Genomic DNA, 25776 nt, shown 5'->3' with positions numbered 1-25776 from the left:
AGCGCTACGGAATTCGCACCCACTCCGCCTTACTCGGCGTCCCCTCCCCGTCCGTCACGAACATCATGTACCACCCCGACTGCACCAGATTCTTATTACCGGGCACCGTCACCTTCAGCTTGTCCCCGTCCGCCTCGAAGTCCAACGCGATGGACCGCTGATCCACGTCGGTGACATGCGTAGACGCGCTCGGCCGGATCAACCGCACCTTCTTGACCGTCGCCGCCGCACGCGAGGTGAACGTCCCCGACCCACCGCGCGCGATGGTCTGCGGACCACCGGACAGATCCGGCCGCGAGTCCCGGTACAGGTAGGGAGGCGTGTAGATCTCCACGCGCTGCTCGAACGTGCCCGGCTTGGTGTTGGCCTTGTCGGCGTAGAGCGAGTCGGAGCCGAAGAACATCAGGCGTCCGTCGGGCAGCAGGATCGACCCGGAGTGGTAGTTGCGGCCCACCAGCGGATCGGCGACCCGTTCGAACGCGTTCGTGTCCGGGTGGTAGAGCCGCGCCTGGAGGACGTCGGAGTCGCCGCGGCCCCGGTAGTCCTCCGAGCCGCCGGAGACCAGCACGCTGTCGTCGGGCAGGACCGAGGCCTGCGGATAGCGGGTGCCCTTCTCCAGTGACGGCCCGTCCACGAACTTCGGGTCGTCCGCCTTGAGATCGGCGATCCGGGTCTTCTCGCTGGACAGCTTGGACTCGCCGACCCCGCCGCCGCCGATCACCATGTACCTCTCGTCCTGCGCGGGCGGCAGCAGCACCGTGTTCGCCGTCTCCAGCATGTTCGCGTCGCTCATGCCGGGGACCTCGGTGAACTTGTTGGTCTCCACGTCCCAGATGCCCGGGGTGCGGCCCACGTCGTCGGGGCCGTAGCCGGCGTTCGCGCCCGAGTAGAAGACCTTGCCGTTCTGCATCAGGAACAGCGCCGGGTACGTCGGGAACTGGCGGACCTTGTCGGTGTAGGTCCACTTCTTGGTCTCCGGGTCGTAGATCTCGTTCTTGCCCGGGACCAGCTGGCCGATGTCGTCGAGGCCGGAGACGCTGAGGATTCTGCCGTCTCCCAGGGTGGTGAGCGTCGGGTACCAGCGGGCCTCGTGCATCGGGTCGACCTTGATGTACTTCTCGGCGACCGGGTCGAACTCGAAGGCGTCCCGGATGCCCTGGAAGTCCTTCTTGTCGAGGGCGAGCTTCTGCGCGATGCCGTACGTGTTGCGGGCGTCGGCACCGGAGAGGCCCTGGACGCGGTAGTTGTCCTCCGTGCCCGTCTCGTACTCGGTGCCGCTCTTCTGCGCCTCGACGTAGATCCGGCCGAGGCCCGGGTCGTTGCGCACGAACGCGCCGGTCGCCGGGTCGAAGACCTTCTTCGCACGCGGCACCAGCACGGGGTCCTTGGAGACGAAGGTCTTGCCGTTCTCCCGGCCGGTGAACCTGGTGCCCGCCGGGAGCGTGATCGGCTGGTCCGGGTTCTCGTTGTGGACGACCATCAGGCCGCCGGCCTTGGTGACGTCGCCCTTGAGCTTCTCGTACCGCTTGGTGCCGCCCGCGATCAGCAGGTTGCCGTTGGCGAGCTGCGTGTGCCCGGTGCAGAACAGGTCGGTGGGCGTCGGCACCTTCTTGACGGTGCCCTTGACGGGGTCCCAGATCCGGGTGTCGTACTGCTTGTCGTCGGCGTTGTCCTGGTTGTTGCCGGACCCGGCGACCATCAGCACCTTGCCGGTGCGCAGCAGCGCCGCGTGGATGGTGTTCTGCCGGTATTTCTCGGGAAACTCGATGATCTCCCACTTGCCGTTGGCGGCCTTGTACTCCGGCTTGTTGATCTCGTACTGGTGGTATTTCTCGGTCCCGAAGCGGTAGAGCCACGGCCCGTTCATCCCGGCCAGCGCTAGTACCACCGCCGTACCTATCGCGAAGCGACGGGCGCGGCGGCGGCCGGCACGGTCTTTCATTCCTTACGTCCCCCAAGTCCACCCAGGGCGATCTGCATGGTCTGGTCGTCGCCCCCGTCGGCGGAGGCGGCCCAGTCGGTTCTCTGCTGCGGTGCGTGCGCCGCGTGCCGTCCGGGCGGCTGCGGCGACGGGACCGGCGGTGCGGGCTCTGCCGCCGCGACCGGTGGCCGCTTCTTCGTCTTCCTCAGCTCGTGGCGCCAGGCGAACATCGGCGACGCGGTGATCAGCAGCGCGAAGGTCGCCCAGATGATCATCGCGGGGTGCGCGTGGCCGAGGGCGAGGCCGGCGGCGATCGAACCGGCGAAGACCACGATGAAGTACCAGTGGTACCGGAAGGTGCCGAACAGGGTGTCCGGGCTGGCCGAGTCGCCCTTCGGGGTCACCACGAACTTGCTTTTGCGGCGCAGCACGGAGTCGATGAGCGCCTTCGCGTACAGCGGCGCCGACAGCGCGGACATGATCATGCCGGCCACCCCGCCGGAGCCCTCCGGCTCGTGCGGCGAGACGTTGTGGCGGCGGTTCCAGACGTACAGGCCGATCTGGAGCGCGGAGGCGTTGCCGTAGAGCATCAGCCAGACCGCCGGGTCGATGTTGACGCCGGATGCGCCCAGGCCCAGGAACAGGCAGCAGCTCAGGGCGGCCAGAATCCAGTTGAGGGCCGACATCGGGTAGAAGATGATCATCATCGTGTAGTTGAAGAGCTTGCTCGGCGGCAGCGAGTACCAGCCCTTCCAGTACTGCTTGAGGATCGTCTCGTAGGTCCCCCGCGACCAGCGCATCTGCTGGGTGAAGAAGTCCGTCCAGGCGTTCGGGCCCTCGCCGACCGCGAGCACGTCCGGGGTGTAGACCGAGCGCCACTTGCGGCCGGTGGCCGGGTTCCTGTGGCGGTGCATCTCGAAGCCGGTCGCCATGTCCTCGGTGATCGAGTCGTACAGGCCGCCGATCTGCTTGAGCGCGCTGATGCGCACCGCGTTGGAGGTGCCCACGAACATCGGCCCGCCGTAGCGGTTGCCGGCGCGCTGGATCAGCGCGTGGAAGAGGAACTGCTGCGACTCGGCGGCCTTGGTGATCGGGTTGTCGTAGTTGCCGTAGACCTGCGGGCCGATGACGAAGCCGACGTCCGGGTCGCGGAAGAAACCGAGCATCCGCTCCAGGTAGTTGGGCAGCGGCACGTGGTCGGTGTCGACGGAGGCGAAGAAGTCGTAGTCGTCGCCGTGCGCCTCCAGCCAGGCGTTGTAGTTGCCGTGCTTGGTCCGGGCGCGGTGCGGGCCCTTCTTCCGGTTCCACTGGGCGACGCCCTTGCGGGAGAAGTGGTGCACGCCCAGGCGCGCGCAGACCTCCTTCACCTCCGGGTCGTCGCCCTCGTCGAGGAGCCAGACGTGCATCGGCCCGCGGTGGCGGATCTTCACGGCCGCCTCCAGGGTCTTCGTCACCATCTCCAGCGGCTCCTTGCCGGGCACGAAGGAGGTGAGGAAGGCGACCTTGGTGCCGGTCTCGGGCACCACCGGGACCGGGTCGCGGGCGACCAGGGTGGCGTGCGCGTTCGACAGCACGTTCAGGCAGCGGAACAGCTCGATCAGCCCGATCGCGACGAGCATCACGATGTCGAGCGCGGGCAGCCAGTCGAAGGCCACGTAGTCGCGCTCCGTCCAGTGCTCCGGCTGGAGCAGCCAGACCAGCAGCACCAGGGACAGCAGCGGCGCGGCGGCCAGCATCAGGGCGACCCGGATGCGGTGCGGCTCCTGCGAGATCAGCGAGCGGTACTGCACCCGGTACGGCGTGTCCGGGTCGGGCTGGGTGAGGGGGCCCGCGAGGCGGCTGTAGTGCTCGTAGTCGTACTTCGGCAGTGTCTTCCTTATCCGGCGGAACGAACCGGTGTTCCAGGTCCGGTGCCCGGGCACCCTGAGCTGGGTGGTCTGGGACGGGTCGTGGTCTGGCCCGGCGCCCGTCGGCGTCGACGTCATGAGTCATTCCCCCCACACGCGGGTCATGCGTGTTTCGTCTTTCGTCGCTTGCTTCGCCTGATCCGGTCCCCCTCGACCGTCACGGACGTGTCAGTGGTGGGTAGCTTTCACCACGGCATGCACACCTTATATAGACACGGAATGGCAGCCCCCGGTTGCGGGCGGCCCCCGGCGTCGCCTCGGTGCCCGGCCCCGCAACCGGACCAGGGTTCTACGGCGTTCGTCATGATCGCAAGGCGTCCCGGCTCCGGGTACGCCGAAGGCCCTCCGTGTGATACGGAGGGCCTTCGACCGTCGGTGCGCCGCCAGGGACTCGAACCCCGGACCCGCTGATTAAGAGTCAGCTGCTCTAACCAACTGAGCTAGCGGCGCCTGCTGACCTGCACAACTCTACCGGATGCCGACCGGTGCTCCGGACCACCGTCCGCCGCCCCGCCCGCCGGTCGCACCGGCCGGGTACATCATTCGGACCGTCAACATGCGCGTGATGTGGACAGTTGAGAAACTGACCGACATGTACCGAAGTGCACCGCCGCGGACATCCGGACCGGGAGTGTGAGGGGAATCGCATGGAGACTCCCGTATTCGAGGAGATCGAGCCCGCGAGCGACTGCGACTGCGCCGGCTGCCGGCACTGGCGGCGCGTTCTGCCGCACTCCCCGGCAGGCCGCGCGCTCGCCCATCCGGCGGCCTGCCGCGCGCTGGTCGTGGCCACCGCCGCCGCTTCCGCCGCCGCCGTGTCCGCCCTCGGCGCGGGCCCGGCGGCGGCGCTCCCGGCGGCCGCTCACGCACCCCATCGGCCGGGCGTCCCCGCGGGTGACGAGCCCGGCACTCCCCAGGGGCCCCGGACCCCGCTGCACGGCGGGACGGGCCGGCCCGCGGCGCCCCCGGCCGGTGCGGAACTGGCCGGCATCACCCGTGCGGAGATCATCGACCGGGCCGGGACCTGGGTGGCCGCGAAGGTCCCGTACAGCCTGACCTCCTACTGGTCCGACGGGTACCGGCAGGACTGCTCGGGCTTCGTGTCGATGGCCTGGAAGCTGCCCGCCAACGAATGGACCGGAAGCCTCGCCACCGTCGCCGACCGCATCACCAAGGAGGAGCTCCAGCCCGGCGACATCCTGCTGTTCCACAACGCGTCCGATCCCCAGGAGGGCTCCCACGTGGTGATCTTCGGCGGCTGGACGGACGGCACGCACACCGCCTACACGGCGTACGAACAGACCCCGCCGCACACCCGCAAGCTCGACACGCCCTACGCCTACTGGAGCAACTCCGCCAAGTACCTGCCGTACCGCTACAAGGGGGTCACGGCCGGCAAGGCGGGTACGGCGGGCGCCGAGGAGGCGCCGCCCGGGGCCGCGGGCCCCGCCTCCCACGGGGTGGCCGGATACCCCGGCCGGGCGTGGTTCGGGCCGGGCGCGGACAACCCGTACGTCACCCGGCTCGGCAGGCAGCTGGTGAAGAAGGGGTTCGGCACGCACTACACGAAGGGGCCGGGTCCGCGCTGGGGCGAGGCGGACCGGCGGGGCGTCCAGGCGTTCCAGCGCGCCCAGGGCTGGCGCGGCGGAGCGGCGGACGGACACCCGGGCCCGGAGACCTGGCGGCGGCTCTTCTCCTGACCGCACCGGGGTGATCACCCGTTCATGACGCGTCTGGCGCGGAGGCTGGAGCACGCATGAGTACGAACACGACGTCCACGACATCGTCCCCGGAGCCGCAGAGCACGGTTCCGGCCCCGGTGCCGGAGGGGCCCGGCGCCGCGGCGGCGACCGGTCAGCGGCCCGCCCGGCTCATCCACAACGAGGCCACCACCGAGATCCCGGTCCACCTGCTGTTCCGCGACGACCCCGCCCCGGCGCCGGTGCCGGTGCGGCCCGCGGTCATCGCGCGGCGCGAGGGGCCGGGGGAGCGGTCGGGCGAGCGGCCGGGCATCCGGCGCCCCGCCGCCGCGCGACCGCGTCCCGCGCCCCGGATCGACCCGGAGCTGACGGAACGTCCGGCCCGGGTGCTGCCCGGCGCCGCGGGCGTGGCCGCCGGTCTGTGCGGGGCGGCCGGGTGCGCGGCCACCTCCTGGTGGGCCGGTCTGGTGCCGCCGCTCGCGGCCCAGGCGCTGGGCCTGCCGGTGTCCGCGGGCGCCGGGCTCGGACCCGCGCAGTGGGCGGCGTACGCGGCGGCGGGGGCGCTCGGGATGTTCGGGTTCGGCGGGCTCGCCCGGGGCCGGACCGGACGGGCCTGGGTGCTCGGTCTGTTCGGCCGCTACCGGGGGACGGTGCGCCGCACCGGCCTGATGTGGGTGAACCCGCTGCTGCTGCGCCGCCGGGTGGACGTGCGGCTGCGGCACTGGCGCAGCGAGCCGATGCCCGCGGCGGACGGCAACGGGGTCGCGCTCAGGGCGGTGACGCTGGTGGTCTGGCGGGTGCGGGACACCGCGAAGGCCACGCTGGGCGTCGAGGACCACGAGACGTATCTGCGCGAGTGCGTCGAGGCGGCGCTGGCCCGGGTCCCGGTGGAGCCGCTCGGCACGGTCCGCAGTTCGGCGGACGTGGCCGGCGACACGCTGACCCGGCTGGTGGCGGCGGACGCGGCGCCGGTCGGCCTGGAGGTGTTCTCGGTGCGGCCGGTCCGGGTGGAGTACGCCCCCGAGGTCGCCGCCGCGATGCACCGGCGCCGGATCGCCGCGCTGGACGCGGCGCAGCGGGCGAGCGTGCTCACCTCGGTCGTGGACTCGGTGGAGGACACGGTGACCCGGCTGACCATGCGCGGGCTGGTCGAACTGGACGACTACGAGCGCAAGGTGCTGGTCAAGGACCTGACGGTGGCGTTCTGCGCGGGGCGCGGGGACACGGGCGCCTGACCCGTCCGGCTGCCCGGCGCGGGCGGGCAGCGGGTTCCGCCTTTGGTATGGACATGTTCAACTCGCGGCCATAATCTGAACTTGGTCTAGACCTGCACGGCTCACTGAACTTCCCCACACGTCACAGGGAGCAGCAGTATGCGCACCAGGACCAAGTTGTACGCGGCCGCGCTGGGCATGGCGACCACCGGAGCCCTCGTGCTCTCGTCCGGCGGCGCCAGCGGTCACGGCTACACCGACCTGCCCGTCAGCCGGCAGAAGGTGTGCCAGAACGGCACGGTCGGCGGGTGCGGCGCCATCCAGTGGGAGCCGCAGAGCGTCGAGGGTCCCAAGGGCTTCCCGGCCTCCGGGCCGGCCGACGGGAAGATCTGTTCCGCGGGCCACGGGTCGTTCGCCGCGCTCGACAGCCCCAAGCAGCCGAACGGCCAGGCGTGGCCGACCACCCGGGTGAACGGCGGGCAGAGCTACACCTTCCGCTGGCAGTTCACCGCCCGGCACGCCACGACCGACTTCAAGTACTACGTCACCAAGCCGGGCTGGAACCAGGACCACAACCTGGCCCGGTCCGACCTCAACCTCACCCCGTTCTTCACGGTGCCCTACGGCGGCAAGCAGCCCCCGGCCACGCTCTCCCACAGCGGCACGCTGCCGTCCGGGCTGAGCGGGCACCACGTGATCCTCGCGGTGTGGACGGTCCACGACACGGGCAACGCGTTCTACGCGTGCTCGGACGTCACCTTCTGAACGGGCGCGCTGAACGGACGAAGGTCCCCCTCGCCGGAGCGAGGGGGACCTTCCGCTGTGCGCCGCCAGGGACTCGAACCCCGGACCCGCTGATTAAGAGTCAGCTGCTCTAACCAACTGAGCTAGCGGCGCATGACTCCCGCCGTCCGCTTCCCGCGGTCGGCGACGACGAAAATACTACCCGGTCCCGGGCCGTGCTCGTGACCAGTCCCGGACCGGCCGCCGGACGCCCCTAGATCGCCAGGGACAGCAGCACCGGTGCCGCGCTCCGGTTCAGCTCGTCCGCGGCCCGGCGCAGCCGGTGCGCGTGCTCGACCGGGAGCGACAGGGCCAGGCAGCCCACGGCGGAACCGGCGGTGATCGGCACCGCCGCGCAGACCGTGCCCACCGCGTACTCCTGGAGGTCGAGGACGGGCACGGTGGCCGGCTGGGACTCCAGCCGGGACAGCAGCAGCTTGTCGCTGGTGATGGTGCGCGAGGTCAGGCGGGCCATCCGGTGCCGGGACAGGTGGTCGCGGCGGCCCGCGTGGTCCAGCTGGGTCAGCAGGGACTTGCCCACCGCGGTGGCGTGCGCCGAGGCGCGGAAGTCCACCCACTCGTTCACCCGGGGCGTGGCCGGGCTGTCGGCGTACTGGGTGACGCTGACCTCTCCGTCGACGTACCGGCTGATGTAGACGGCGGCGCCCACCGAGTCGCGCAGCCGGTCCAGGGTGCGCTGGAGCTTCTCGCGCAGGGCCTCCTCGCGGCCGTGGGCGGAGCCGAGGCGGGCCAGGGCCTCCCCGGTGACGTACGCGCCGTCGGCGGTCTGCTCGACGTAGCCCTCGCGGCGCAGCATGCGCAGGAGCGTGGTCAGCCGCTCCCGGTCGAGGCCGCTCCCGCGGCCGATCTCGGTGTCGGTGACACCGGAGGTGTGCCGCGCCACCGTCTCCAGGACGCGCAGGGCGTCCTGGGCCGAGTGGTGCGGCGCGGTCGGCTGGTGCTGCAGCGCCACGGTGGTCTCCCCCTGCGCTCGCTGGTGCATCCCTGCGTTCACGATAGCCGCCAAGAGGCGCCCCGTGAGGGGGTGTTGACCGGATTCCGGGGCCCTCATCTGCGACGCAGGCCCACCGGCATATGCCGATGGCCTGCCCCAGCGGCGCGACCTCGGTCGTTGGGGCAGGCCCGCCGCGCAATTACAGGACCGCGCTGAGAAACTCCCGCGTCCGGTCGTGCTCCGGCTCGCTGAAGATCTTCTCCGGCGCTCCGGCCTCGATGACCCGGCCCGAGTCGAACATCAGGACCTGGTCCGAGATGTCCCGGGCGAAGTTCATCTCGTGGGTCACGCACAGCATGGTGATGTCCGTGCTGCGGGCGATGTCCCGCAGCAGGTCGAGCACGCCCGCGACCAGCTCCGGGTCGAGCGCCGAGGTCACCTCGTCGAGCAGCAGCACCTTCGGGCGCATCGCCAGCGCCCGGGCGATCGCCACCCGCTGCTGCTGGCCGCCGGAGAGCTGGGCCGGCCGGGCGTCGCACTTGTCGGCCAGGCCCACCAGGTCGAGCAGGCCCTTGGCCCGCTCCACCGCCTCGTCCTTGGGCATCCCGAGCACCGTGACCGGCGCCTCGGTGATGTTGCGCAGGACGCTCATGTTCGGGAACAGGTTGAACTGCTGGAACACCATCCCTATCTGCTTGCGGACCTCGCGCCGCTCCTTCTCGGTCGCCGGGAAGAGCTTCTGCCCGTCCACGGTGATCGTGCCCTCGTCGGGCTTGAGGAGCGTCATCAGCAGCCGCAGGATCGTCGTCTTGCCCGAACCGGACGGGCCGATCAGCGTGACGTGCTTGCCGGCGTCGACGGAGAAGTCCAGGTGGTCCAGGACGGTGTTGTCCCCGAACCGCTTGGTGACCTGCTCCAGGCGGATCAGCTCCCCGGAGCTGCGCTCGGGGCTCTTCTCGGGGTTGGGGAGAGTGTCAGTGGGCAAGGCGTCGCTCCAGGGCTCGCAGGGCAAGGGAGGCCAGGTAGGAGATGACGATGAAGGCCACGCCGATCACCGTCAGGGGCTCGGTGAACTGGAAGTTCTGCTGCGAGAACAGCCGTGCCTCGCCCAGCATCTCCAGCACCGTGATCGCCATCAGCAGCGGCGTGTCCTTCAGCATGGAGATCACGTAGTTGCCGAGGGCGGGGGTCACCCGGCGGATCGCCTGCGGCAGGATGACCGCCGTCCAGGTCCGCCGCGTCGGCAGGTTCAGCGCCGTCGCGGCCTCCCACTGACCGACCGGCACCCCCTCGATACCGGCCCGGTAGACCTGCATCGTGTACGTCGAGTAGTGCAGCCCGATGGCGACCACACCGGTGGTGAACGCCGAGAAGGTGATGTTCCACTCGGGCAGCACGTAGAAGAGGAAGAACAGCTGCACCAGCAGCGGGGTGTTCCGGATGAACTCGGTGACCACACCGACCGGCCAGGTCACCCAGCGGGTCGGCACCCGCATCAGCAGCGCCCACACCAGGCCGACGCCGAACGAGACCAGCGAGCCGAGCACCAGGATCTGCAGGGTGACCAGCAGGCCGTCCCAGAAGTGCGGCATGAAGTCGGAGACCGCGCTCCAGTCCCATTTCACGACACACCACTTCCCTCGGGCACGCGCACGGCCGCCGTCTTCTTCTGCGGGGCCTTCCCGACGCCCGCCTTCAGCTTCTTCTCCAGGCCGCGCATCACCCGCGTGAGCAGGAACGCGATCACGAAGTAGATCAGCAGGACGTACGTGTAGATCTCCGCGCTCTCCTGGAGCGCCAGACGCACCAGGTTGGCGCTGAAGGCCAGGTCGCCCATGCCCATGATCGAGACCAGGGCGGTGCCCTTGAGCAGCTCGATCAGCAGGTTGGAGAAGGGCGGGATCATCTCCGGCACCGCCTGCGGCAGCAGGATCAGCCTCATCCGCTGCCAGGGCGTGAAGCTGAGCGCGATGCCGCCCTCCTTCTGCGCCGGGTCGACCGCGGCCAGCGCGCCGCGCACGATCTCGGAGCCGTACGCCCCGTAGGTCAGGCCGAGCGCCAGCGTGCCCGCCCACATCGGCACCAGCTGCCAGCCGAAGGCCGGGGGCAGCACGAAGAACACCCAGAAGATCATCACCAGCGCGGAGGTCCCGCGGAACACCTCGGTGTAGAAGCCCGCGAGGAAGCGGACGATCCACAGCCGGTGGGTGCGCGCGACGCCGACCACGAAGGAGACGGCCGCCGCCAGCAACGAGCTGAAGAAGAGCAGCTGGACGGTGACCCAGACACCCCGGAGTACGAGTTCCCACAGTCCCGAGGTCATCCGCCGCACAGCTCCTTCGCGGTCAGATCGGTCATCTCTTCCTCGGTGAAACCGAAGGGCTTGAGGATGCGCAGCAGCTCGCCGCTCTTCTTGAGCTTCTGCAACTCGACGTTGAACGCGTCCCGCAGGTTGGTCTCGTCCGGGCGGAAGGCGAAAGCACCGCCGTCGACGTGCGGTTTGCCGTCGACGATCGGCGCGAAGGGCTCGGTCGCCTCGGCCTTGCCGGACTTCTTCACCACTTCACGGACGGTCAGCGCGGTGCCCGCGAAGACGTCCACGCGCCCGGACTCGACGGCGTTGAGTCCGGCCACCTGGTCGGGGACGATCAGGATGTCGTCCTCCTTGTACCCGTGCTCCACCGCGTAGGCGATCTCGGCGTAGCCGGTGCCGGTCGCGAACTTGGCCTTCTTCTTGACGACGTCCTGGTAGTCGTGCAGCCCGAGCGGATTGCCCTTGCGCACGATGTACGCGTCGAGCATCTGGTAGTCGGGGTCGGAGAAGATGACCTGCCGGCAGCGGTCGGCGTTGATGTACATCCCGGCCGCCACGACGTCGAACTGCTGGGACGCCAGGCCGGGGATGAGGGAGCCGAACTCCGTCGGCACGGGCTGCACCCGGTCCACTCCGAGCCGCTTGAAGATCACCTTCGCCAGCTCCGGCGCCTCGCCGGTCAGCTCGCCGTTCTTGTCGATGTACCCGAAGGGGATCTCGCCGGCGATGCCGAGCCGGGCGACGCCCTGGGCCCGCAGCCGGTCGAGCAGGTCACCCCCTTCGACGCCGGAAGCGGTGGCCACCCGCGAGCAGCCGGCCGCCCCCAGTGCGCCGAGCGCCGCGACCCCCGCGAGCAGCGACCGGCGAGTGGGCCCGGCTGTCCTGGACCTTCGGTCGGATATACCCCATGGTGGGGTTCTGTGTGGTGGAGCCATGGGCGCGCAGCTACCCGAAGGGGGGCGGGTTATGCCGATCTTTTTCAGTCCGATACCTCGGCCCCGCGCCCTTGACCGCGGGCCCGCGGGGCACTGCCATGGAGGGCATGGCTGATCGCTACATCGAAGTCTCGCTGGTCAAGCGCGGAATCTCCTGCACGGCCCAACTGCTCGACGACCGGGCCCCGATCACCTGCGCGGCCGTCTGGGACGCGCTCCCCCTCGGCGGCGACGTCTACCACGCCAAATACGCCCGCAACGAGATCTATGCCCTCTTCCCGCCCTTCGCGGCATCCGAACCCCCGCTGGAGAATCCGACCGTAACCCCCATTCCGGGCGACCTGTGCTATTTCGCCTTCGCGGGTGCCGAGTTGGGCACCAAGGCGTACGGCTACGACCGCGAGGTCCGCCCCGGCACCACCCTCGTCGACCTCGCCCTGTTCTACGAGCGCAACAACCTCCTGCTCAACGGCGACGTCGGCTGGGTCCCCGGCACCGTCTGGGGCCGCATCACGGAGGGCCTGGACACCATGGCGGAAGCCTGCAACGACCTGTGGCGCACGGGCGCGGCGGGCGAGACGCTCAGCTTCCGCCGGGCGTAGCCGACGACACGGAGAACCCCTCACCGCCGTACAACGACTCGTACTCGATCTCGATGACGAGCCGCCCTTCGATCAGGTCCCAGAACTCCTGGAGCCGGTCGGCACCGGTGCTCCTGGACCGGTCCAGGAGCACCAGGAACGACTCCTGCCCGGCGAGCACGACGGAGCCCGCCCTCAGGGAGTACGTCTTCGGCCACAGGTCGGGGGCGAAGAGCGCCCCCTTGACCTCCCGGTTCCACTCCCCGGCCGCCGTGCCGTCCAGGCGCACCACACTGCGCGTCACGACGGCGGGACCCAGCCCGGCGTTGACGAGCTTCAGCCCGACCATGTCGTCCTGGTGTATCCGCCGGATCCGCAGCAGGGGTCTGACCGACTGCCGGTTGTGCAGCCGGGTCGCCCTGGTCTGGGCCCAGCTGACCCACAGCGATCCGAGCGCGATGACGGTGGCGGCCACGGCGATGACCGTCTCCGCGTTCAACCGGCGCTCCGGGCGGTCATGAGGCGGCCCCCGCCTCATACAGCGCGTGCGCGGTCCGCAGGACCAGGTCGTCGCGGTGCCGGGCCGCGACGATCTGGAGGCCGACGGGCAGCCCGTCGCCGTCGGTGCCCACCGGCACCGTCGCCGCCGGCTGCTGCGTCAGGTTGAACGGATACGTGAACGGGGTCCACCCCGTCCACCGCCGCTGCCCCGACCCCTTCGGGACCTCCACCCCCGCCTCGAACGCCGTGATCGGCAGCGTCGGCGTCACCAGCAGGTCGTACGCCCGGTGGAAGACGCCCATCCGCCGCCCCAGTTCCATCCGGACGTCCACCGCCGCCAGATAGTCCAGCGCCGAGTACCGCGCCCCCGCCCCGACGATCTCCCGCAGCCCCGGGTCCAGCAGTTCCCGCTGCCCCGCCCGCAGCTGCTGCACCACCCGCGCCGCCCCGCTGAACCACAGGGTGTGGAAGGCGTCCACCGGGTCCGTGAAGTCGGGGTCGGCCTCCGTCACGTACGCGCCGAGACCCGCCAGCCGTTCCACCGCCCGCCGGACCGCCCCGGCCACCGCCGGACGCACCGCCACCTGCCCGCCGAGCGAGGGCGAGTACGCGATCCGCAGCCCCCGCACCCCGCCCGGCAGGGCCTCGGTGTACGACCCGGGGGCCGGGCCCAGCGCCGACCAGTCCCGGGCGTCCGGGGTGCCGATGACGTCCAGCAGCAGTGCCGCGTCCGCCGCGTCCCGGGTCATCGGACCGACGTGCGCGAGCGTGCCGAACGCGCTCGCCGGGTACAGCGGCACCCGGCCGTACGTCGGTTTCAGGCCGAAGACGCCGCAGAAGGACGCCGGGATGCGCACACTGCCGCCGCCGTCCGTGCCCAGCGCCAGCGGCCCCGCCCCGAGCGCCACGGCCGCCGCCGCGCCCCCGCTGGAACCGCCCGCGGTACGGGAGGGGTCGTGCGGGTTGCGGGTGACGCCGGACAGGGGCGAGTCGGTCACGCCCTTCCAGCCGAACTCCGGCGTCGTGGTCTTGCCGACGAACACCGCGCCGTGCTCGCGCAGCCGCGCCACGGACGGCGCGTCCTCGTCCCAGGGACCGTCCGGGGAGACGGCCCGGGAGCCGCGCAGGGTCGGCTGACCGCGCGTCAGCAGGATGTCCTTCACCGTGACCGGCACCCCGTCGAGCCGACCGCACGGCTCCCCGCGGCGCCACCGCTCCTCGGCCCGCCTGGCCTGGTCCAGCGCCTCCTCACCGGTCAGCCGGACGAAGGCGTTCACCTCCGGCTGGATCCGCTCGGCCCGTTCCAGGACCGCCCGGGTGGCCTCGACGGGGCTGAACGCGCCCTCGCGGTAGCCGTCGACGAGCTGTACGGCGGTCAGCTCGGTGAGGTCGGTCATGCGGCACCCTCCCGCGGGTCGGTGACGTCGGCGACGTCAGTGTCCGGGCACGTATCCACGCTTCTTGTCGACCACGTTGGCCAGCGGTCCGCCCGCCACCCAGCTCTCGAACAACTCCACGAACTGCGCGCCCAGTTCGTCCCGCCAGCCGATCGTGTCCCCGCTCATGTGCGGCGAGACGATCAGGTCCGGCACCGTCCACAGGGCGCTGTCCGGCGCCGGCGGCTCGTGGTTCAGCACGTCCAGGGCGGCGCCCGCGATCCGGCGCGCGGTCAGCGCCTCGACCAGGTCGTCCTCGACGACCAGCGGTCCCCGCCCCACGTTCACGAATCGGGCGGAGGGCCGCATCAGCCCGAACCGCCGGGCGTCGAACATGCCGCGCGTGTCGTCGGTGAGCGGCGCCGCCGCCACCACCCAGTCGGCCCCGGCCAGCAGCCGGTCCAGGTCCTCCGGGCCGTGCACACCCCCGCGCGCGGTGCGGCCGACCAGCGCGGTGGTGACGCCGAGCGCCTCCAGCGTGCCCGCGATCGCCCGGCCGATCGGCCCGGAGCCCACCACGCAGGCGCGGGTTCCGGCCACCCGCAGGGACTCCCGGTGGCGCCAGGTCCGCTCGCCCTGGAGACGCAGCGTCCTGGGCAGGTCCTTGGCCATCGCCAGGACGAGCGCGGCGACGTACTCGGCGATCGGCCGGTCGAAGACACCGCGCGCGTTGGTCACCACCGTGTCCGACGCGGCCAGCTCCGGGCACATCAGATGGTCCACGCCGGCGCTCGCCGTGTGCACCCAGCGCGGGCGCGGGCCGCCGCCCGGCCAGACCTCGCGCACCGCGTGCGAGGTGAAGTCCCACACCAGCAGGACGTCGGCGTGCGGCAGCCGCTCGGCCAGCGTCGCCGCGTCGGCGTGCTCGATCCGGGCCCGGCCGGTCAGCCGGCCCAGCCGGGGCGGCGGCTCGGCGTCCAGGACGAGCAGGGTCGGCAGGGGAGTCGGCGCGGGCGGCAACGTGGTCATCGGCGGGCCTGTCTCCGGTCGGTGGAAGCGGGCGGTTCGGGTGGTGACGCGGAAGTTAACCGGCTGTTGACCAGGGAGTGACGCGAGCGGATTGACCACGCTCGCACCGGAACCTACCTTCGTCAACACGGCCGTGCGTAACGGTGCGTTGCCCTCTCCTTCCTCAGTGTGAGGCCGGTGCGTGCCATGGACATCTCCTTTCTCGGCGGACCAGCTCCGCAACGCGGGGTCGGCGTGGTCGCCCCGTTCGACTTCGCACTCGACCGTGAGCTGTGGCGGTGGGTGCCCGACGACGTGTCACTGCACGTGACCCGGACGCCGTTCGTGCCCGTCGAGGTCAGTCTGGACCTCGCCCGGATGGTCAGCGAGCACGAGACCCTCGGCGAGGCGGTGCGCACCCTCAACGCCATCGCGCCCCAGGTCGTCGCCTACGCCTGCACCTCGGGCAGCTTCGTCGGCGGCATCACCGGGGAACGCGCCATGTGCGAGGCGATGACCTGGGCGGGCGCGGTCCCCTCCGTCACCACCTCCGGCGCACTGCTCGACGCGCTGGCCGAGCTGGGCGTGCGCCGGGTCGCGCTGGTGACGCCATACACCGTGTCCGTGACCCGGGCGCTGGAGGCGTACGTCGCCGAGGCCGGCGTCGCCGTCACCGGCTGCGCCTTCATGGGACTGACCCGGCACATCTGGAAGGTCCCGTACCGCGACGTGGCCGACATGGCACGCCGGGCCGTGCCCGCGCCCGGAGCGGCGGACGCCCTGTTCATCTCCTGCACCAACCTCCCCACCTACGACGTCATCCCGCAGCTGGAGGCCGAGCTGCGCATCCCGGTGATCTCGGCCAACCAAGTGACGATGTGGGCGGCGCTGCGCCGACTGGGTACCCGTGCGGTGGGGCCGTACCAGGCGCTGACCGATCCGGCGGCGCGCATTGGCCCCGCGGCGGCGGGTGCGGCCGGTCCCGCGGTGGTGGGGCCGGTGGGTCCCGTCGACCCCGCGGTGGCGGGCCCGGTCGGACCCGCGGCGGCGGACATGCCGGGCGTCGGTGACGGCCCGGACACCGAACAGCAGCAGGAAGGGTGGACATGACAGCACTGGGATTCCTGTACCCGGGCCACTCCGGCGAGGACGACTACCCACGCATCGAGCAGCTCCTGGGCGCCGACATCCGGGTGGACCTGGTGCACACGGACATCGGCGAGGACGCCCACCGGGTGGACGCGCTCCTGGAGATGGGCTCGCCGCGGCGGCTGGAGGCGGGCGTGGCCGAACTGCGGCTGGCGGGCGCCGACGCCGTGGTGTGGGCCTGCACCAGCGGCAGCTTCGTGCACGGCTGGGACGGCGCCCACGCACAGGTGCGCGCCCTCGCCCGGGCGGCGGGGATGCCGGCCTCGTCCACCTCCTTCGCCTTCGTGCACGCGGCGAAGGAGGTCGGGGCGCGGCGGGTCTCGATCGGCGCCACCTACCCGGACGACGTGGCGCGGCTCTTCGCGGACTTCCTCGGCGCCGCCGGCATCGAGGTGGCCGACGTCGTCAGCTCGGGCGTCATCACCGCGGCGGAGGTCGGCACCTGGACCGAGGAGGAGGTGCTGGCGCTGGCCCGCGCCGCCGACCGCCCGGACGCCGAGGCGGTGCTCCTGCCGGACACGGCCCTGCACACGGCGGCCCACATCCCGGCGCTGGAGAAGGAGCTGGGCAAGCCGGTCCTCACCGCGAACCAGGTCACCGTCTGGGAGGGCCTGCGCCTGGCCGACCGCCGGGTCAACGCGCCGGAACTGGGCGCACTGTTCACGCGGGAGCCGGTGGTGCAGGCCTGAGGCGGGTGCGCCGGGGACCGGGCCGGGGGCGGGGCCGCGGCGGCTCCCCGCTCCGGCCCCGCCCCCGGTGCCGCCGGACCGGTCAGGGCGTCCGCAGGGCCCTCCAGGTGTTGGGGCCGACGATGCCGTCGACGCCAATCCTGTTGTGCTGCTGGAACGCCCTGACGGCCGACCGCGTGCCCGAGCCGAACTCGCCGTCGATCCCGTAGCGGCCGACCGAGTACCCGAAGTACGTGAGGAGCGCCTGGATCTCCTTCACGTGCGCGCCCCGGTCGCCGTAGTCGGTGTAGCGGCTCCCGTCGTAGTAGCCGCAGGCGTATCCGATGAAGTCGTAGAGCCCGCAGTACCGGGTGCCGGGGCCAGCGGCCCGCTGTGCGCCGGCGTCCGGAGCGGCGGCGGCGGTGCCGGCCGCGCCGAGCAGCGAACCGCAGACCGCCAAGATCACCAGTGCTTTCTTCCCCCGCATGGTCCTATCCCTTCCGTGGACGGATCGGTCGCCGGAAACGCTAGGAGGCGGGGGCGGCCGTGGCATCCCACGAGGGGGCGACAACGAGCGCGGTAGGCCGGGTAAACCGGCGCGGTACGCACGGGCGCGGGGCCGGGGACCGGGGGCCGACACGGAAGAACCCCGGTCCCGCGTGAGCGGAACCGGGGTTCTCATCGAGCGCTGGGCAGGCCTTGCACCTGCATTTCCCCACGGGAAGTGGGGCGTCTTTCCTTGGACCACCAACGCAGTGCCCGGTGCGGGGAGTTGGTCCCCGTGATCAGGCAAGATGATCGTACCGCAGCTCCGGGCGTGACGCACATCGAGCGCCGGTCGTTCATGTGAGTGGACGTTGAGCGTGAATCTGAACCATCGGCTACTCGTCTGAACCCTTGTCAGCTCCCGAAGACCCCCCTATTCTCACGCCGAGAAAGCGCTTTCCGCCAGCGTGTGATTGTCATGATCACGCCACGGCGTCCGTTCCGGCATGTGAAGGCGAAGGGGAGACCGAGGATGAGACGACCAGTCGCGCTGCGACTCCAAGCGGCACTGGGCACGCTGGCCCTCGCGGCCGCGGCCGGTGTGGTGCTGACGATGCCCGAGGCGGCGGCAGCGGCCGGCGGCGCCACCGGCTACGCGACCCAGAACGGCGGCACGACCGGCGGCGCGGGCGGGCAGACCGTGCGGGCCACCACCGGCACCGCGATCCACCAGGCCCTGTGCGGCCGGGCCAGCAGCAGCACCCCGATCACCATCGAGGTCGAGGGCACCATCAACCACGGCAACACCAGCAAGGTGTCCGGCGGCAGTTGCAGCACCGCGGCCGACAAGATCGAGCTGAAGCAGGTCAGCAACATCACCATCGTCGGGGTCGGCGGCGGCGCCGTCTTCGACCAGCTGGGCATCCACATCCGGGAGTCCAGCAACATCGTCATCCAGAACGTGACCGTACGGAACGTCAAGAAGTCCGGCTCGCCCACCTCCAACGGCGGCGACGCCATCGGCATGGAGAGCGACGTCCGCAACGTCTGGGTCGACCACACCACCCTGGAGGCCTCCGGCGGGGAGTCGGAGGGCTACGACGGCCTCTTCGACATGAAGGACAACACCCAGTACGTGACCCTGTCCTACAGCGTCCTGCGCAACTCCGGCCGCGGCGGACTGATCGGGTCCAGCGAGAGCGACCGCTCCAACGGCTACGTCACCTTCCACCACAACCTGTACGAGAACATCGACTCCCGGGCGCCCCTGCTGCGCGGCGGGATCGCCCACATGTACAACAACCACTACAAGAGCCTGAACGAGTCCGGCATCAACTCCCGGGCCGGCGCCAGGGCCAAGGTGGACAGCAACTACTTCGAGGACTCCAAGGACGTCCTGGGCACCTTCTACACCGACCAGGCCGGCACCTGGCAGGTCAGCGGCAACATCTTCGACAACGTGACCTGGTCCGAGCCCGGCGAGGACAACAACCCGGCCGGTCCGAACCCGCAGTCCACCACCACGGTGTCCGTCCCGTACTCCTACCGCCTCGACGACGCCTCCTGCGTGCCGTCCGTCGTGAGCGCCACGGCGGGCGCGAACAAGGGGCTGAAGGTGTCGGACGGCAGCTGCACGCCGCAGAGCCCGGACCCGACCGGCCCCACCGACCCGGACCCGACCGACCCCGATCCGACGGACCCGACGGACCCGGACCCGACCGATCCGCCGAGCGGGACCAACCTGAGCCTCGGGGCGGGCTCCGACGGCTCGTCCAAGGCGAGCGGCACCAGCTACGGCAACGTGCGCGACGGTGATCTCGGCACGTACTGGTCCCCGGCCGGCACGACCGGTTCCATCTCCGTCAAGTGGTCCTCCGCCACCACCGTCGCCAAGGTCACCATTCGGGAGGCGGCCGGTTCCGAGGGCACCATCGGCTCCTACCGCGTCGTCGACCACGCCACCGGCACCGTCCTGGCCGCCGGCAGCGGAGCGGGCGTGATCGGCTTCTCCCCGGTCTCGCTGGAGAAGATCACCTTCGAGATCACCGGCGCCTCGGGCACTCCGAAGATCGCCGAGTTCGAGACGTACGCGGGCTGACGCGGCCCGGCGGGCGGGGTGTGACCGGATCGCGGGTCCGGGCACGCCCCGCCCTCTTGCGCGGGCGCGGGACAATGGACGGTGGCCCACTCCACCGGAGTGCCCCCGCACCCGGGGACGGGCCGTCGTCACGTACGAGGAGGAGAAGACATGGCGGAGCCCACGCCGCGTCGGCACGAACCGCGGCTACGCCCCGCGCCCCTGCTCTTCGAGCCGACGGAGGCGGCCGCCGATCCCGAGCACTTCTTCGACCTCGAGTCGATCGACGACCCCCGGGCCCTGCTGGAGCGGGCCACCGAGCTGACCCACGCGTTCCGCGCGGCGGCGGACCGGGCGATGGAGTTCCAGGCGATCGCCGCGGCGCAGCTGGCCGATCCGAAGCGGTTCGACCGACTGACGGCCGCCGACATCGCCGAGCGCGCCGAGTGGACCGAGGACTACGCCAAGAAGATGGTCGAGTTCGGACGGGACCTGATGCGCGGCGAACCGGCCGAGTAACCGGCGCGCATATGACAGGGGGCTGGGCAAGATACTCCCTTCCCCGGCGTCGTGTCCCCGTTTCCGGTAACCCGGTGGAGCGGTATCCTCACGCCGGGTAGACATCTGCGGTATGAGCAGCACACGCAACGCCACGCCCCACGTCTCTGACGTCACCTCGGACGGCGCCGCCTGGCTGGCCTCGGCGGGCGCGTACCCGCGCAGCACGCTCTCGCTCTGGGAGGAGCGGCCCGACGCCCCGGTCGTCCTGCCCTGCGGTTCCGCCTTCGACGTGGTGAGCGCTCCCGCGATCTTCGGCCGCCGGATGCTGGACCGGCTGTGGGACGACGGCCCCGGTTCGGGCCCGGTGGCGGAGTTCCGCGGCCGGATGCTGCTGTTCGCCGCGCCGGGCACCGCCCAGCGGCTGCCGTCGCTGCTCGACTGGGAGGAATGGGGCGCCCGCGGCCGGGAGGACGGCCACAGGAGCGAGGTGCCACCGCTGCTGTGCCACGGCGCCGGGGACACGGTGACCGTACCGGCCCCCGCGGGTGCGCCCCCGCGCTCCGGGTCCCGCTGGCTGGTGGCCCCGGACACCCGCCAGCCGTGGCTGCCCGGCCCGGAGATCCTGCTCTGGGCGGCCGTGCGGGCGGCCCGCGCGGCGGTGCGGATTTCGATTTTTCCTCCCGCCGACCAGGGTGCTAAGGTCTACGACGTCAGCAGGCGCCGCTAGCTCAGTTGGTTAGAGCAGCTGACTCTTAATCAGCGGGTCCGGGGTTCGAGTCCCTGGCGGCGCACGATGGCGATGGCGAGGCGTGTTCGCGGAAAGCGCGAACCAGTCTCGCCATCGTTGTTTTTGCGCGGCTTCGCCGCGCGGTGTGGGGGCTTCGCCACCCACACCCCCCTCGCGCGGTGGCCCGGGGGTGGTGGGCTCGCGCAGGGGGTTGCGTGGTCCGGGGACGGGTGGGGTGCCGGGGGGCCTGGTTCGCGTGGGTGTCGCCGCGGGCTGTGGGTGTTGGCTGGCCCGGGTGTGTCTGCTGCGGCCGGGGTGTCGGCTCGGGCGGGGGCCGTGGGGTCCGGGGAGGGGCGGTCAGCCGGGGGTGATCTGTACCGTCCAGGTGCCCGACTCCGTGCGGTCCTCGACCTTCACCCGTACGCCGTCGCCGGGCACCGTGAAGCTCTCGCCCAGGGCCACCGGGGCGTCGGCGAGCGGGGGGTAGACCGAGTCGGCCCAGCAGGCATCGGTGCCCGGGTGGGCGTCGACCACCTCGACCGGCCCGCCTCCGGACTCCGCCCCGCTGTGCACCCGGTACACCAGCACCCCCGCCCGGCAGGAGGAGACGTCGTTGCCCACCGGCGTGCGCACCTCGAAGGCGAGCGCGCTGCCCGCGCCGGTGCGCACCACCGCCAGCTTCGTGCCCCGCCCGAGGCCGAAGGCCGGCGCGCCGGCGGTGCCGGTCACCACCACCCCGGGCCCCGCCCCCAGCGGCTCCAGCGTCAGCCGGGTCGGCTCGCCGCCCCGCACGCAGGCCACCTGCCGGGGTTGCAGCCAGCCCAGCTTCCACTTGTGCCAGCCGAACAGGTCGGGGGAGAGCCCGAACTGGCTGCCCATCAGATCCCAGTCGCCGACGTGCGTGTCCCAGTCGCCCTCGCCGTCCACCGGCCGGTGGTACAGGTCGGGCAGGTCGAAGACGTGCCCCGTCTCGTGGGCCAGGACCAGCCGGTCCGGCGGATGGTTCTCGAAGACCGTGACCACCCGCCGGATGTCGGTGCCGTCGGCCCGCATCGGGGTGTCCAGGTTGACGACCTTCGTGGCGTCGGAGTCCACCCCGGGCGCGTCCGGGTCCGCGACGAAGTAGACGACGTCGTACCGGGAGAAGTCGACGTGCCGGTCGGACACGGCCAGCGCGTCGCGCAGATAGGCGGCCCGGTGCCGCGGGCTCCAGTCGCGCCGTATGGCGTACGACGTCGACGGGCTCGGCATCCGGACCCAGTCCCGCAGCGGGTGCGGGCGGAGCGTGAAGGCGCCGTAGGAGGCGCGCCGGAAGAAGTCACCGGTGGCGGGGAAGTGGTCGGCGGCCAGTTCCGCCGGCGAGGTCAGCGGCTGGGAGTCGGGGAAGGACAGGAACACCATCACCGCGTCCAGGGTGCGGGCGGGCCGCGGATAGGTGGCGTTCCAGGTGTCCAGGCCCTCGGAGTGGTGCACGTCGGTGCGCTGGAGCGCGCAGGGCTCCGGGGAGAAGGGCTCGGCGACCGAGGGCGCGGTGATCAGCGAGGTCGCGGCGAGCGCCGACATCGTCGTGCACAGCGCGGCGGTGCTGCGCAGCCTGGACCGCGCCGCCCGCGCCGTGCCCGCCTCCCGGGGAGATCGCCTCAGGGGGAGCTGGCGCGGCACATGAACCTCCGGACGCGGTCGACGGGACACCGCGTCCAGCTTGTGCATGATTGTCGTATTGCGCCCTGTTCGCCTGCACCGGATGGGTGAGCCGGCCGGGATTTCGCCGGAGTTCCGCCGGACGACACCTCGAAGACACTCACGGAACGTAACAACTGGTCGGAGGCGTAACGGACCCGTCCAGGTGTGAGCAGAAACGATCTGCCGGAGGGGTCGCGCGGTCCGGAACGCGGGACGGCGGCTGGAAGGGTCCGGTGTCAGCCTCTATGATCGGCACACTTTCCTGCACGAACAGAGCACGAACAGAGATCGAGGCACTGCGGGAGCGAGCGGTGAACGGAACCTCCGAAGGGCCGGCGACCGCGGCAGACCTCGGCCCGGCGGTCACAGAGAGTGACGACGGTCTGGCTCCTCGTACCGGGCGTACGGAGCCGCCGACCTACCGATCGGTGTTCACCGCGGCCCCGCTCGCCATGGCCGTCGTCGACGCCGAGGGCCTGGTCGTCAGCGCCAACGACACCCTGGGCACCCTGCTCGGCACCGACCCGGCCGCGCTGGCCGGCTGCGTGGCGGCCGACCTCGTCGACCTCGCCTCCGACGCCGGCACCTGGCACGCCTACCGCGAGGTGCTGCGCGGCCACCGGCCCCGGCTGCGCTGCACCAGACGGCTGAAGCGGGGCGACGGGCACTCCCTGTGGGCGCAGGTGACGGTCGAGCCCCTGGCCGACTCCGGGGAATCCCGGGCCTCCGGCGACGGGGACATTCCGGGCGGCCTGCTGCTCTCCGTCGCCGACGTCAGCGCCCGGCGCGAACTCCAGGCCCGGCTGCGCCACCTCCAGATGCACGACCCGGTGACCCGGCTGCCCAACCGCGCCCTGTTCTTCGAACGCCTGACGGCCGCGCTGGAGGCGGAGTCGTACGAGCACGGCGGCACCGGCCGGATCGGCGTGTGCTATCTGGACCTGGACGGCTTCAAGGCCGTCAACGACACCCACGGCCACCGCGTCGGCGACCGGCTGCTCGCCGCCGTGGCCGAACGGCTGACCAGGTGCGCGGAGGAGGCCGCCCACCCCCGGTCCGGCGCGCCCCTGGTGGCCCGGCTCGGCGGTGACGAGTTCGCCCTGCTGGTGGAGGACTCCACCGGCACCGACCAGCTCGCCGACCTGGCCGGGGCGGTCCTGGCGGCGCTCCAGCCGCCCTTCGAGCTGTCCGACCGGCGGCTGTCGGTCACCGCCTCGGTCGGTGTCGTCGAACGCCACACCGCCGGCACCACCCCCACCGCGCTGATGCAGGCCGCCGACACGACCCTGTACTGGGCCAAGGCCGACGGCCGGGCTCGCTGGACCCTCTTCGACCCCGAGCGCAACGCCCACCGCATGACCCGCCAGGCGCTGGCCGCCACCCTCCGCCCGGCCATCGAGCGCGGCGAGTTCGCCCTCGAGTACCAGCCGCTGGTCGGCATGGCGGACGGCCGGGTGCGGGGCGTCGAGGCGCTCATCCGCTGGAATCATCCTCAGTTCGGCGTACTGGCGCCGAATCGGTTCATCGCACTGGCGGAGGAGGATGGATCGATCGTTCCCCTCGGCCGCTGGATCCTGCGCACCGCCTGTCACCAGGCCCGGCGCTGGCAGCTGGCCCATCCGGACGAGCCGCCGATCTTCGTCAGCGTCAACGTGGCGGTCCGCCAGGTCTGGGACTCCGACCTGGTGGCCGACGTGGCCGGCACCCTGGAGGAGACGGGCCTCGCCCCGGAGCTGCTCCAGCTGGAGCTGACGGAGTCGGCCGTGATGGGCTCGGCGGGGCGCCCCCTCCAGGTCCTCAAGGCGCTCAGCGACATGGGCGTGCACATCGCCATCGACGACTTCGGCACCGGCTACTCGAACCTGGCCTACCTCAGCCGGCTGCCGGTCTCGGTGCTGAAGCTGGACGGCGCGTTCGTCCGGGGCTTCCAGTACGCGGCCGTCTCCGACGCGGGGGCCGGTGAGGCGGCCAACCCGGCCGACGAGGTCATCGTCGAGGCGATGGTCCAGCTCGCCCACCGGCTGGGCCTGACCGTCACCGCCGAGTGCGTGGAGACCTCGGACCAGGCGACCCGGCTGCGCCGCATCGGCTGCGACACCGGCCAGGGCTGGCTCTACTCCCGGCCGGTGGCACCGGACCGCATCTCCGCGCTGCTGGGCCACGCGGGACCCGGCGGCCCCGCCGGGGTTCAGGCGGGCGTCGGCAACCCGTAGGCGTCGGCGATCAGTTCGTAGGAGCGCAGGCGTACGTCGCCGCCGTGGGCGTTGGCGGTGAGCATCAGCTCGTCGGCGCCGGTGCGCTTCTGGAGATCGTCGAGGCCGGAGCGGACCTCGTCGGCGGTGCCGTGGATGACGTTGGCGTTCCAGGACCGCACGAACTCCTCCTCCATCGGGCTGAAGTCGTACGCCTCGGCCTCCTCCGGCGTCGGCACCAGCCCCGGGCGCCCGGTGCGCAGCCGCACCATGTTCAGCGCGGCCGCCAGCACCTGCCTGCGGGCCTCCTTCTCGTCGTCGGTGGCGAGCGCGGCGACGCCGATGAGGGCGTAGGGGGCGTCCAGCACGGCGGACGGCCGGAAGGACTCGCGGTACAGGTCGAGCGCGGGGATGGTGTTCTGCGCCGAGAAGTGGTGCGCGAAGGCGAACGGCAGCCCGAGGGTGCCGGCCAGCCGCGCGCTGAACCCGGAGGAGCCGAGCAGCCACACCGGCGGCCGGTGCGCCGACTGCACGCCCCCGGGCGAGGTGGCCTGCACGGGCCCCGGCACGGCGTGGATACGGGCGTACGGGTGGCCGTCCGGGAAGTCGTCGTCCAGGAACCGGATCAGCTCGGCGAGCTGCTGCGGGAAGTCGTCGGCGCCCTCGTTCAGCCGGTCGGTGCGGCGCAGGGCGGCGGCGGTGGCCCCGTCCGTGCCCGGTGCGCGGCCGAGCCCGAGATCGACCCGCCCCGGCGCCATGGCCTCCAGCGTCCCGAACTGCTCCGCGATGACGAGCGGCGCGTGGTTGGGCAGCATGACGCCGCCGGACCCGAGGCGGATGCGGTCGGTGTGGGCCGCCAGGTGGGCCAGGATCACCGCGGGGGAGGACGAGGCGACGCCGGGCATGGAGTGGTGCTCGGCGACCCAGTACCGCTGGAACCCGCGGGCCTCGGCGAGCCGCACGATGTCCACGCTGGTCCGCAGCGCGTCGGTGGCGGTCCGACCGGCCCCGACGGTCACCAGGTCCAGTACGGAGAGGGGGACGGGAGCGCTGCCGTGGGCGGTGCCCCGGATCTCCTCTGCGGCGGCTGCGGCCATG

23 protein-coding genes and 3 tRNA genes are annotated in these 25776 nt (G+C 71.7%); 11 read left to right on the top strand and 15 right to left on the bottom strand.

The genetic code is table 11. From position 1 onward, the window contains the following. Positions 1-4 precede the first annotated feature (4 nt). The 3 genes from ACIRGB_RS18785 to ACIRGB_RS18775 all read right to left on the bottom strand — a co-directional run bounded on the left by ACIRGB_RS18785 (position 5) and on the right by ACIRGB_RS18775 (position 4278). A complete protein-coding gene (locus tag ACIRGB_RS18785) occupies positions 5-1942 on the bottom strand; it encodes a galactose oxidase-like domain-containing protein (protein WP_403865809.1) in 1938 nt (645 codons plus the stop codon). Beyond that, entirely contained in the window at positions 1939-3906 is a 1968-nt protein-coding gene (locus ACIRGB_RS18780; protein WP_403865806.1) for a glycosyltransferase family 2 protein, read from the bottom strand. The genes ACIRGB_RS18785 and ACIRGB_RS18780 overlap by 4 nt, the downstream gene beginning before the upstream one ends. A 298-nt stretch (positions 3907-4204) precedes the next feature. Beyond that, positions 4205-4278, bottom strand: a tRNA-Lys gene (locus tag ACIRGB_RS18775). A gap of 197 nt (positions 4279-4475) precedes the next feature. Here ACIRGB_RS18775 and ACIRGB_RS18770 point away from each other — a divergent pair. From ACIRGB_RS18770 to ACIRGB_RS18760, 3 genes are all read left to right on the top strand, one after another. Beyond that, a complete protein-coding gene (locus tag ACIRGB_RS18770; RefSeq protein ID WP_403865803.1) occupies positions 4476-5528 on the top strand; it encodes a peptidoglycan-binding protein in 1053 nt (350 codons plus the stop codon). 56 nt (positions 5529-5584) lie between these two features. After that, positions 5585-6763: an SPFH domain-containing protein gene (locus tag ACIRGB_RS18765; RefSeq protein WP_403865800.1), complete on the top strand. Its 1179-nt coding sequence runs from the start codon at positions 5585-5587 to the stop codon at positions 6761-6763. 138 nt (positions 6764-6901) lie between these two features. After that, entirely contained in the window at positions 6902-7507 is a 606-nt protein-coding gene (locus tag ACIRGB_RS18760; RefSeq protein WP_159327752.1) for a lytic polysaccharide monooxygenase, read from the top strand. A gap of 58 nt (positions 7508-7565) precedes the next feature. On the opposite strand, the gene ACIRGB_RS18755 is transcribed toward ACIRGB_RS18760, so the two are convergent. The 6 genes from ACIRGB_RS18755 to ehuB form a co-directional block, all read right to left on the bottom strand. Then, positions 7566-7639, bottom strand: a tRNA-Lys gene (locus tag ACIRGB_RS18755). Positions 7640-7739: 100 nt separating this feature from the next. Beyond that, positions 7740-8498 (bottom strand): IclR family transcriptional regulator, encoded by a 759-nt coding sequence (locus ACIRGB_RS18750; protein ID WP_403865797.1) that lies wholly within the window; start codon positions 8496-8498, stop codon positions 7740-7742. Positions 8499-8679: 181 nt separating this feature from the next. Continuing rightward, positions 8680-9465 carry an ectoine/hydroxyectoine ABC transporter ATP-binding protein EhuA gene (gene ehuA / locus ACIRGB_RS18745; RefSeq protein WP_403865794.1) on the bottom strand — a complete coding sequence of 262 codons (786 nt, stop codon included), beginning with the start codon at positions 9463-9465 and terminating at the stop codon, positions 8680-8682. Next, positions 9455-10105 carry an ectoine/hydroxyectoine ABC transporter permease subunit EhuD gene (ehuD, locus tag ACIRGB_RS18740; protein ID WP_403865791.1) on the bottom strand — a complete coding sequence of 217 codons (651 nt, stop codon included), beginning with the start codon at positions 10103-10105 and terminating at the stop codon, positions 9455-9457. Before ehuD ends, ehuA begins: the two co-directional genes overlap by 11 nt. After that, entirely contained in the window at positions 10102-10803 is a 702-nt protein-coding gene (ehuC, locus tag ACIRGB_RS18735) for an ectoine/hydroxyectoine ABC transporter permease subunit EhuC (protein ID WP_403865788.1), read from the bottom strand. Before ehuC ends, ehuD begins: the two co-directional genes overlap by 4 nt. After that, on the bottom strand, positions 10800-11729 hold the full coding sequence (ehuB, locus tag ACIRGB_RS18730) for an ectoine/hydroxyectoine ABC transporter substrate-binding protein EhuB (RefSeq protein ID WP_403865785.1): 930 nt from the start codon (positions 11727-11729) through the stop codon (positions 10800-10802). Before ehuB ends, ehuC begins: the two co-directional genes overlap by 4 nt. Positions 11730-11836: 107 nt before the next feature. On the opposite strand from ehuB, the gene ACIRGB_RS18725 reads away from it, so the two are divergent. After that, positions 11837-12331 carry a DUF3830 family protein gene (locus ACIRGB_RS18725; protein WP_403865782.1) on the top strand — a complete coding sequence of 165 codons (495 nt, stop codon included), beginning with the start codon at positions 11837-11839 and terminating at the stop codon, positions 12329-12331. Here ACIRGB_RS18725 and ACIRGB_RS18720 read toward each other — a convergent pair. From ACIRGB_RS18720 to ACIRGB_RS18710, 3 genes are read right to left on the bottom strand one after another with little or no spacing between them, the layout of a single operon-like run. After that, positions 12312-12809, bottom strand: a complete 498-nt coding sequence (locus tag ACIRGB_RS18720) for a hypothetical protein (protein WP_403865779.1) — start codon at positions 12807-12809, stop codon at positions 12312-12314. The two genes, ACIRGB_RS18725 and ACIRGB_RS18720, sit on opposite strands and share 20 nt — an antisense overlap. 16 nt (positions 12810-12825) lie before the next feature. Further along, complete coding sequence (locus tag ACIRGB_RS18715; protein WP_403865776.1) at positions 12826-14208, bottom strand: amidase; 1383 nt, start codon at positions 14206-14208, stop codon at positions 12826-12828. Positions 14209-14244: 36 nt separating this feature from the next. After that, on the bottom strand, positions 14245-15216 hold the full coding sequence (locus ACIRGB_RS18710) for a D-2-hydroxyacid dehydrogenase (protein ID WP_403865774.1): 972 nt from the start codon (positions 15214-15216) through the stop codon (positions 14245-14247). Positions 15217-15402: 186 nt separating this feature from the next. On the opposite strand from ACIRGB_RS18710, the gene ACIRGB_RS18705 reads away from it, so the two are divergent. Together ACIRGB_RS18705 and ACIRGB_RS18700 are read left to right on the top strand one after the other, a co-directional pair. Next, positions 15403-16305: a decarboxylase gene (locus ACIRGB_RS18705; RefSeq protein ID WP_403865770.1), complete on the top strand. Its 903-nt coding sequence runs from the start codon at positions 15403-15405 to the stop codon at positions 16303-16305. Then, positions 16302-17033: an aspartate/glutamate racemase family protein gene (locus tag ACIRGB_RS18700; RefSeq protein ID WP_403865766.1), complete on the top strand. Its 732-nt coding sequence runs from the start codon at positions 16302-16304 to the stop codon at positions 17031-17033. The genes ACIRGB_RS18705 and ACIRGB_RS18700 overlap by 4 nt, the downstream gene beginning before the upstream one ends. Before the next feature lie 82 nt (positions 17034-17115). Here the strand turns inward: ACIRGB_RS18700 and ACIRGB_RS18695 are convergent, their stop codons facing one another. Further along, positions 17116-17499: a peptidoglycan-binding protein gene (locus ACIRGB_RS18695; protein ID WP_403865763.1), complete on the bottom strand. Its 384-nt coding sequence runs from the start codon at positions 17497-17499 to the stop codon at positions 17116-17118. Positions 17500-18030: 531 nt separating this feature from the next. Between ACIRGB_RS18695 and ACIRGB_RS18690 the strand changes: the two genes are divergently transcribed. From ACIRGB_RS18690 to ACIRGB_RS18675, 4 genes are all read left to right on the top strand, one after another. Beyond that, positions 18031-19596 carry a polysaccharide lyase family 1 protein gene (locus ACIRGB_RS18690; protein ID WP_403865760.1) on the top strand — a complete coding sequence of 522 codons (1566 nt, stop codon included), beginning with the start codon at positions 18031-18033 and terminating at the stop codon, positions 19594-19596. Positions 19597-19746: 150 nt separating this feature from the next. After that, positions 19747-20094 (top strand): hypothetical protein, encoded by a 348-nt coding sequence (locus ACIRGB_RS18685; protein WP_403865757.1) that lies wholly within the window; start codon positions 19747-19749, stop codon positions 20092-20094. A 112-nt stretch (positions 20095-20206) separates the two neighbouring features. Further along, positions 20207-20803, top strand: a complete 597-nt coding sequence (locus tag ACIRGB_RS18680) for a bifunctional DNA primase/polymerase (protein WP_403865755.1) — start codon at positions 20207-20209, stop codon at positions 20801-20803. Further along, a tRNA-Lys gene (locus ACIRGB_RS18675) sits at positions 20794-20867 on the top strand. Before ACIRGB_RS18680 ends, ACIRGB_RS18675 begins: the two co-directional genes overlap by 10 nt. Positions 20868-21160: 293 nt before the next feature. Here ACIRGB_RS18675 and ACIRGB_RS18670 read toward each other — a convergent pair. After that, positions 21161-22513 carry a M6 family metalloprotease domain-containing protein gene (locus ACIRGB_RS18670; RefSeq protein ID WP_403865752.1) on the bottom strand — a complete coding sequence of 451 codons (1353 nt, stop codon included), beginning with the start codon at positions 22511-22513 and terminating at the stop codon, positions 21161-21163. Between the two features lie 284 nt (positions 22514-22797). On the opposite strand from ACIRGB_RS18670, the gene ACIRGB_RS18665 reads away from it, so the two are divergent. Continuing rightward, entirely contained in the window at positions 22798-24699 is a 1902-nt protein-coding gene (locus ACIRGB_RS18665; RefSeq protein WP_403865749.1) for a putative bifunctional diguanylate cyclase/phosphodiesterase, read from the top strand. Here the strand turns inward: ACIRGB_RS18665 and ACIRGB_RS18660 are convergent. After that, complete coding sequence (locus tag ACIRGB_RS18660; protein WP_403865746.1) at positions 24675-25775, bottom strand: LLM class flavin-dependent oxidoreductase; 1101 nt, start codon at positions 25773-25775, stop codon at positions 24675-24677. The two genes, ACIRGB_RS18665 and ACIRGB_RS18660, sit on opposite strands and share 25 nt — an antisense overlap. Position 25776 lies beyond the last annotated feature (1 nt).

Source organism: Streptomyces sp. NPDC102490 (genome assembly GCF_044765285.1).
In the GTDB taxonomy this organism is placed as follows: Bacteria; Actinomycetota; Actinomycetes; order Streptomycetales; family Streptomycetaceae; genus Streptomyces.
The sequence above is the reverse complement of the archived record's forward strand: the minus strand, read 5'-3'. Positions and strand labels throughout refer to the sequence as shown.

Coding starts and splice junctions, on each gene's coding strand:
- ACIRGB_RS18785 (WP_403865809.1), bottom strand. CDS start 1,942: ATGAAAGACCGTGCCGGCCGCCGCCGCGCCCGTCGCTTCGCGATAGGT.
- ACIRGB_RS18780 (WP_403865806.1), bottom strand. CDS start 3,906: ATGACGTCGACGCCGACGGGCGCCGGGCCAGACCACGACCCGTCCCAG.
- ACIRGB_RS18770 (WP_403865803.1), top strand. CDS start 4,476: ATGGAGACTCCCGTATTCGAGGAGATCGAGCCCGCGAGCGACTGCGAC.
- ACIRGB_RS18765 (WP_403865800.1), top strand. CDS start 5,585: ATGAGTACGAACACGACGTCCACGACATCGTCCCCGGAGCCGCAGAGC.
- ACIRGB_RS18760 (WP_159327752.1), top strand. CDS start 6,902: ATGCGCACCAGGACCAAGTTGTACGCGGCCGCGCTGGGCATGGCGACC.
- ehuC (WP_403865788.1), bottom strand. CDS start 10,803: ATGACCTCGGGACTGTGGGAACTCGTACTCCGGGGTGTCTGGGTCACC.
- ehuB (WP_403865785.1), bottom strand. CDS start 11,729: ATGGCTCCACCACACAGAACCCCACCATGGGGTATATCCGACCGAAGG.
- ACIRGB_RS18725 (WP_403865782.1), top strand. CDS start 11,837: ATGGCTGATCGCTACATCGAAGTCTCGCTGGTCAAGCGCGGAATCTCC.
- ACIRGB_RS18715 (WP_403865776.1), bottom strand. CDS start 14,208: ATGACCGACCTCACCGAGCTGACCGCCGTACAGCTCGTCGACGGCTAC.
- ACIRGB_RS18710 (WP_403865774.1), bottom strand. CDS start 15,216: ATGACCACGTTGCCGCCCGCGCCGACTCCCCTGCCGACCCTGCTCGTC.
- ACIRGB_RS18705 (WP_403865770.1), top strand. CDS start 15,403: ATGGACATCTCCTTTCTCGGCGGACCAGCTCCGCAACGCGGGGTCGGC.
- ACIRGB_RS18700 (WP_403865766.1), top strand. CDS start 16,302: ATGACAGCACTGGGATTCCTGTACCCGGGCCACTCCGGCGAGGACGAC.
- ACIRGB_RS18695 (WP_403865763.1), bottom strand. CDS start 17,499: ATGCGGGGGAAGAAAGCACTGGTGATCTTGGCGGTCTGCGGTTCGCTG.
- ACIRGB_RS18690 (WP_403865760.1), top strand. CDS start 18,031: ATGAGACGACCAGTCGCGCTGCGACTCCAAGCGGCACTGGGCACGCTG.
- ACIRGB_RS18685 (WP_403865757.1), top strand. CDS start 19,747: ATGGCGGAGCCCACGCCGCGTCGGCACGAACCGCGGCTACGCCCCGCG.
- ACIRGB_RS18680 (WP_403865755.1), top strand. CDS start 20,207: ATGAGCAGCACACGCAACGCCACGCCCCACGTCTCTGACGTCACCTCG.
- ACIRGB_RS18670 (WP_403865752.1), bottom strand. CDS start 22,513: ATGCACAAGCTGGACGCGGTGTCCCGTCGACCGCGTCCGGAGGTTCAT.
- ACIRGB_RS18660 (WP_403865746.1), bottom strand. CDS start 25,775: ATGGCCGCAGCCGCCGCAGAGGAGATCCGGGGCACCGCCCACGGCAGC.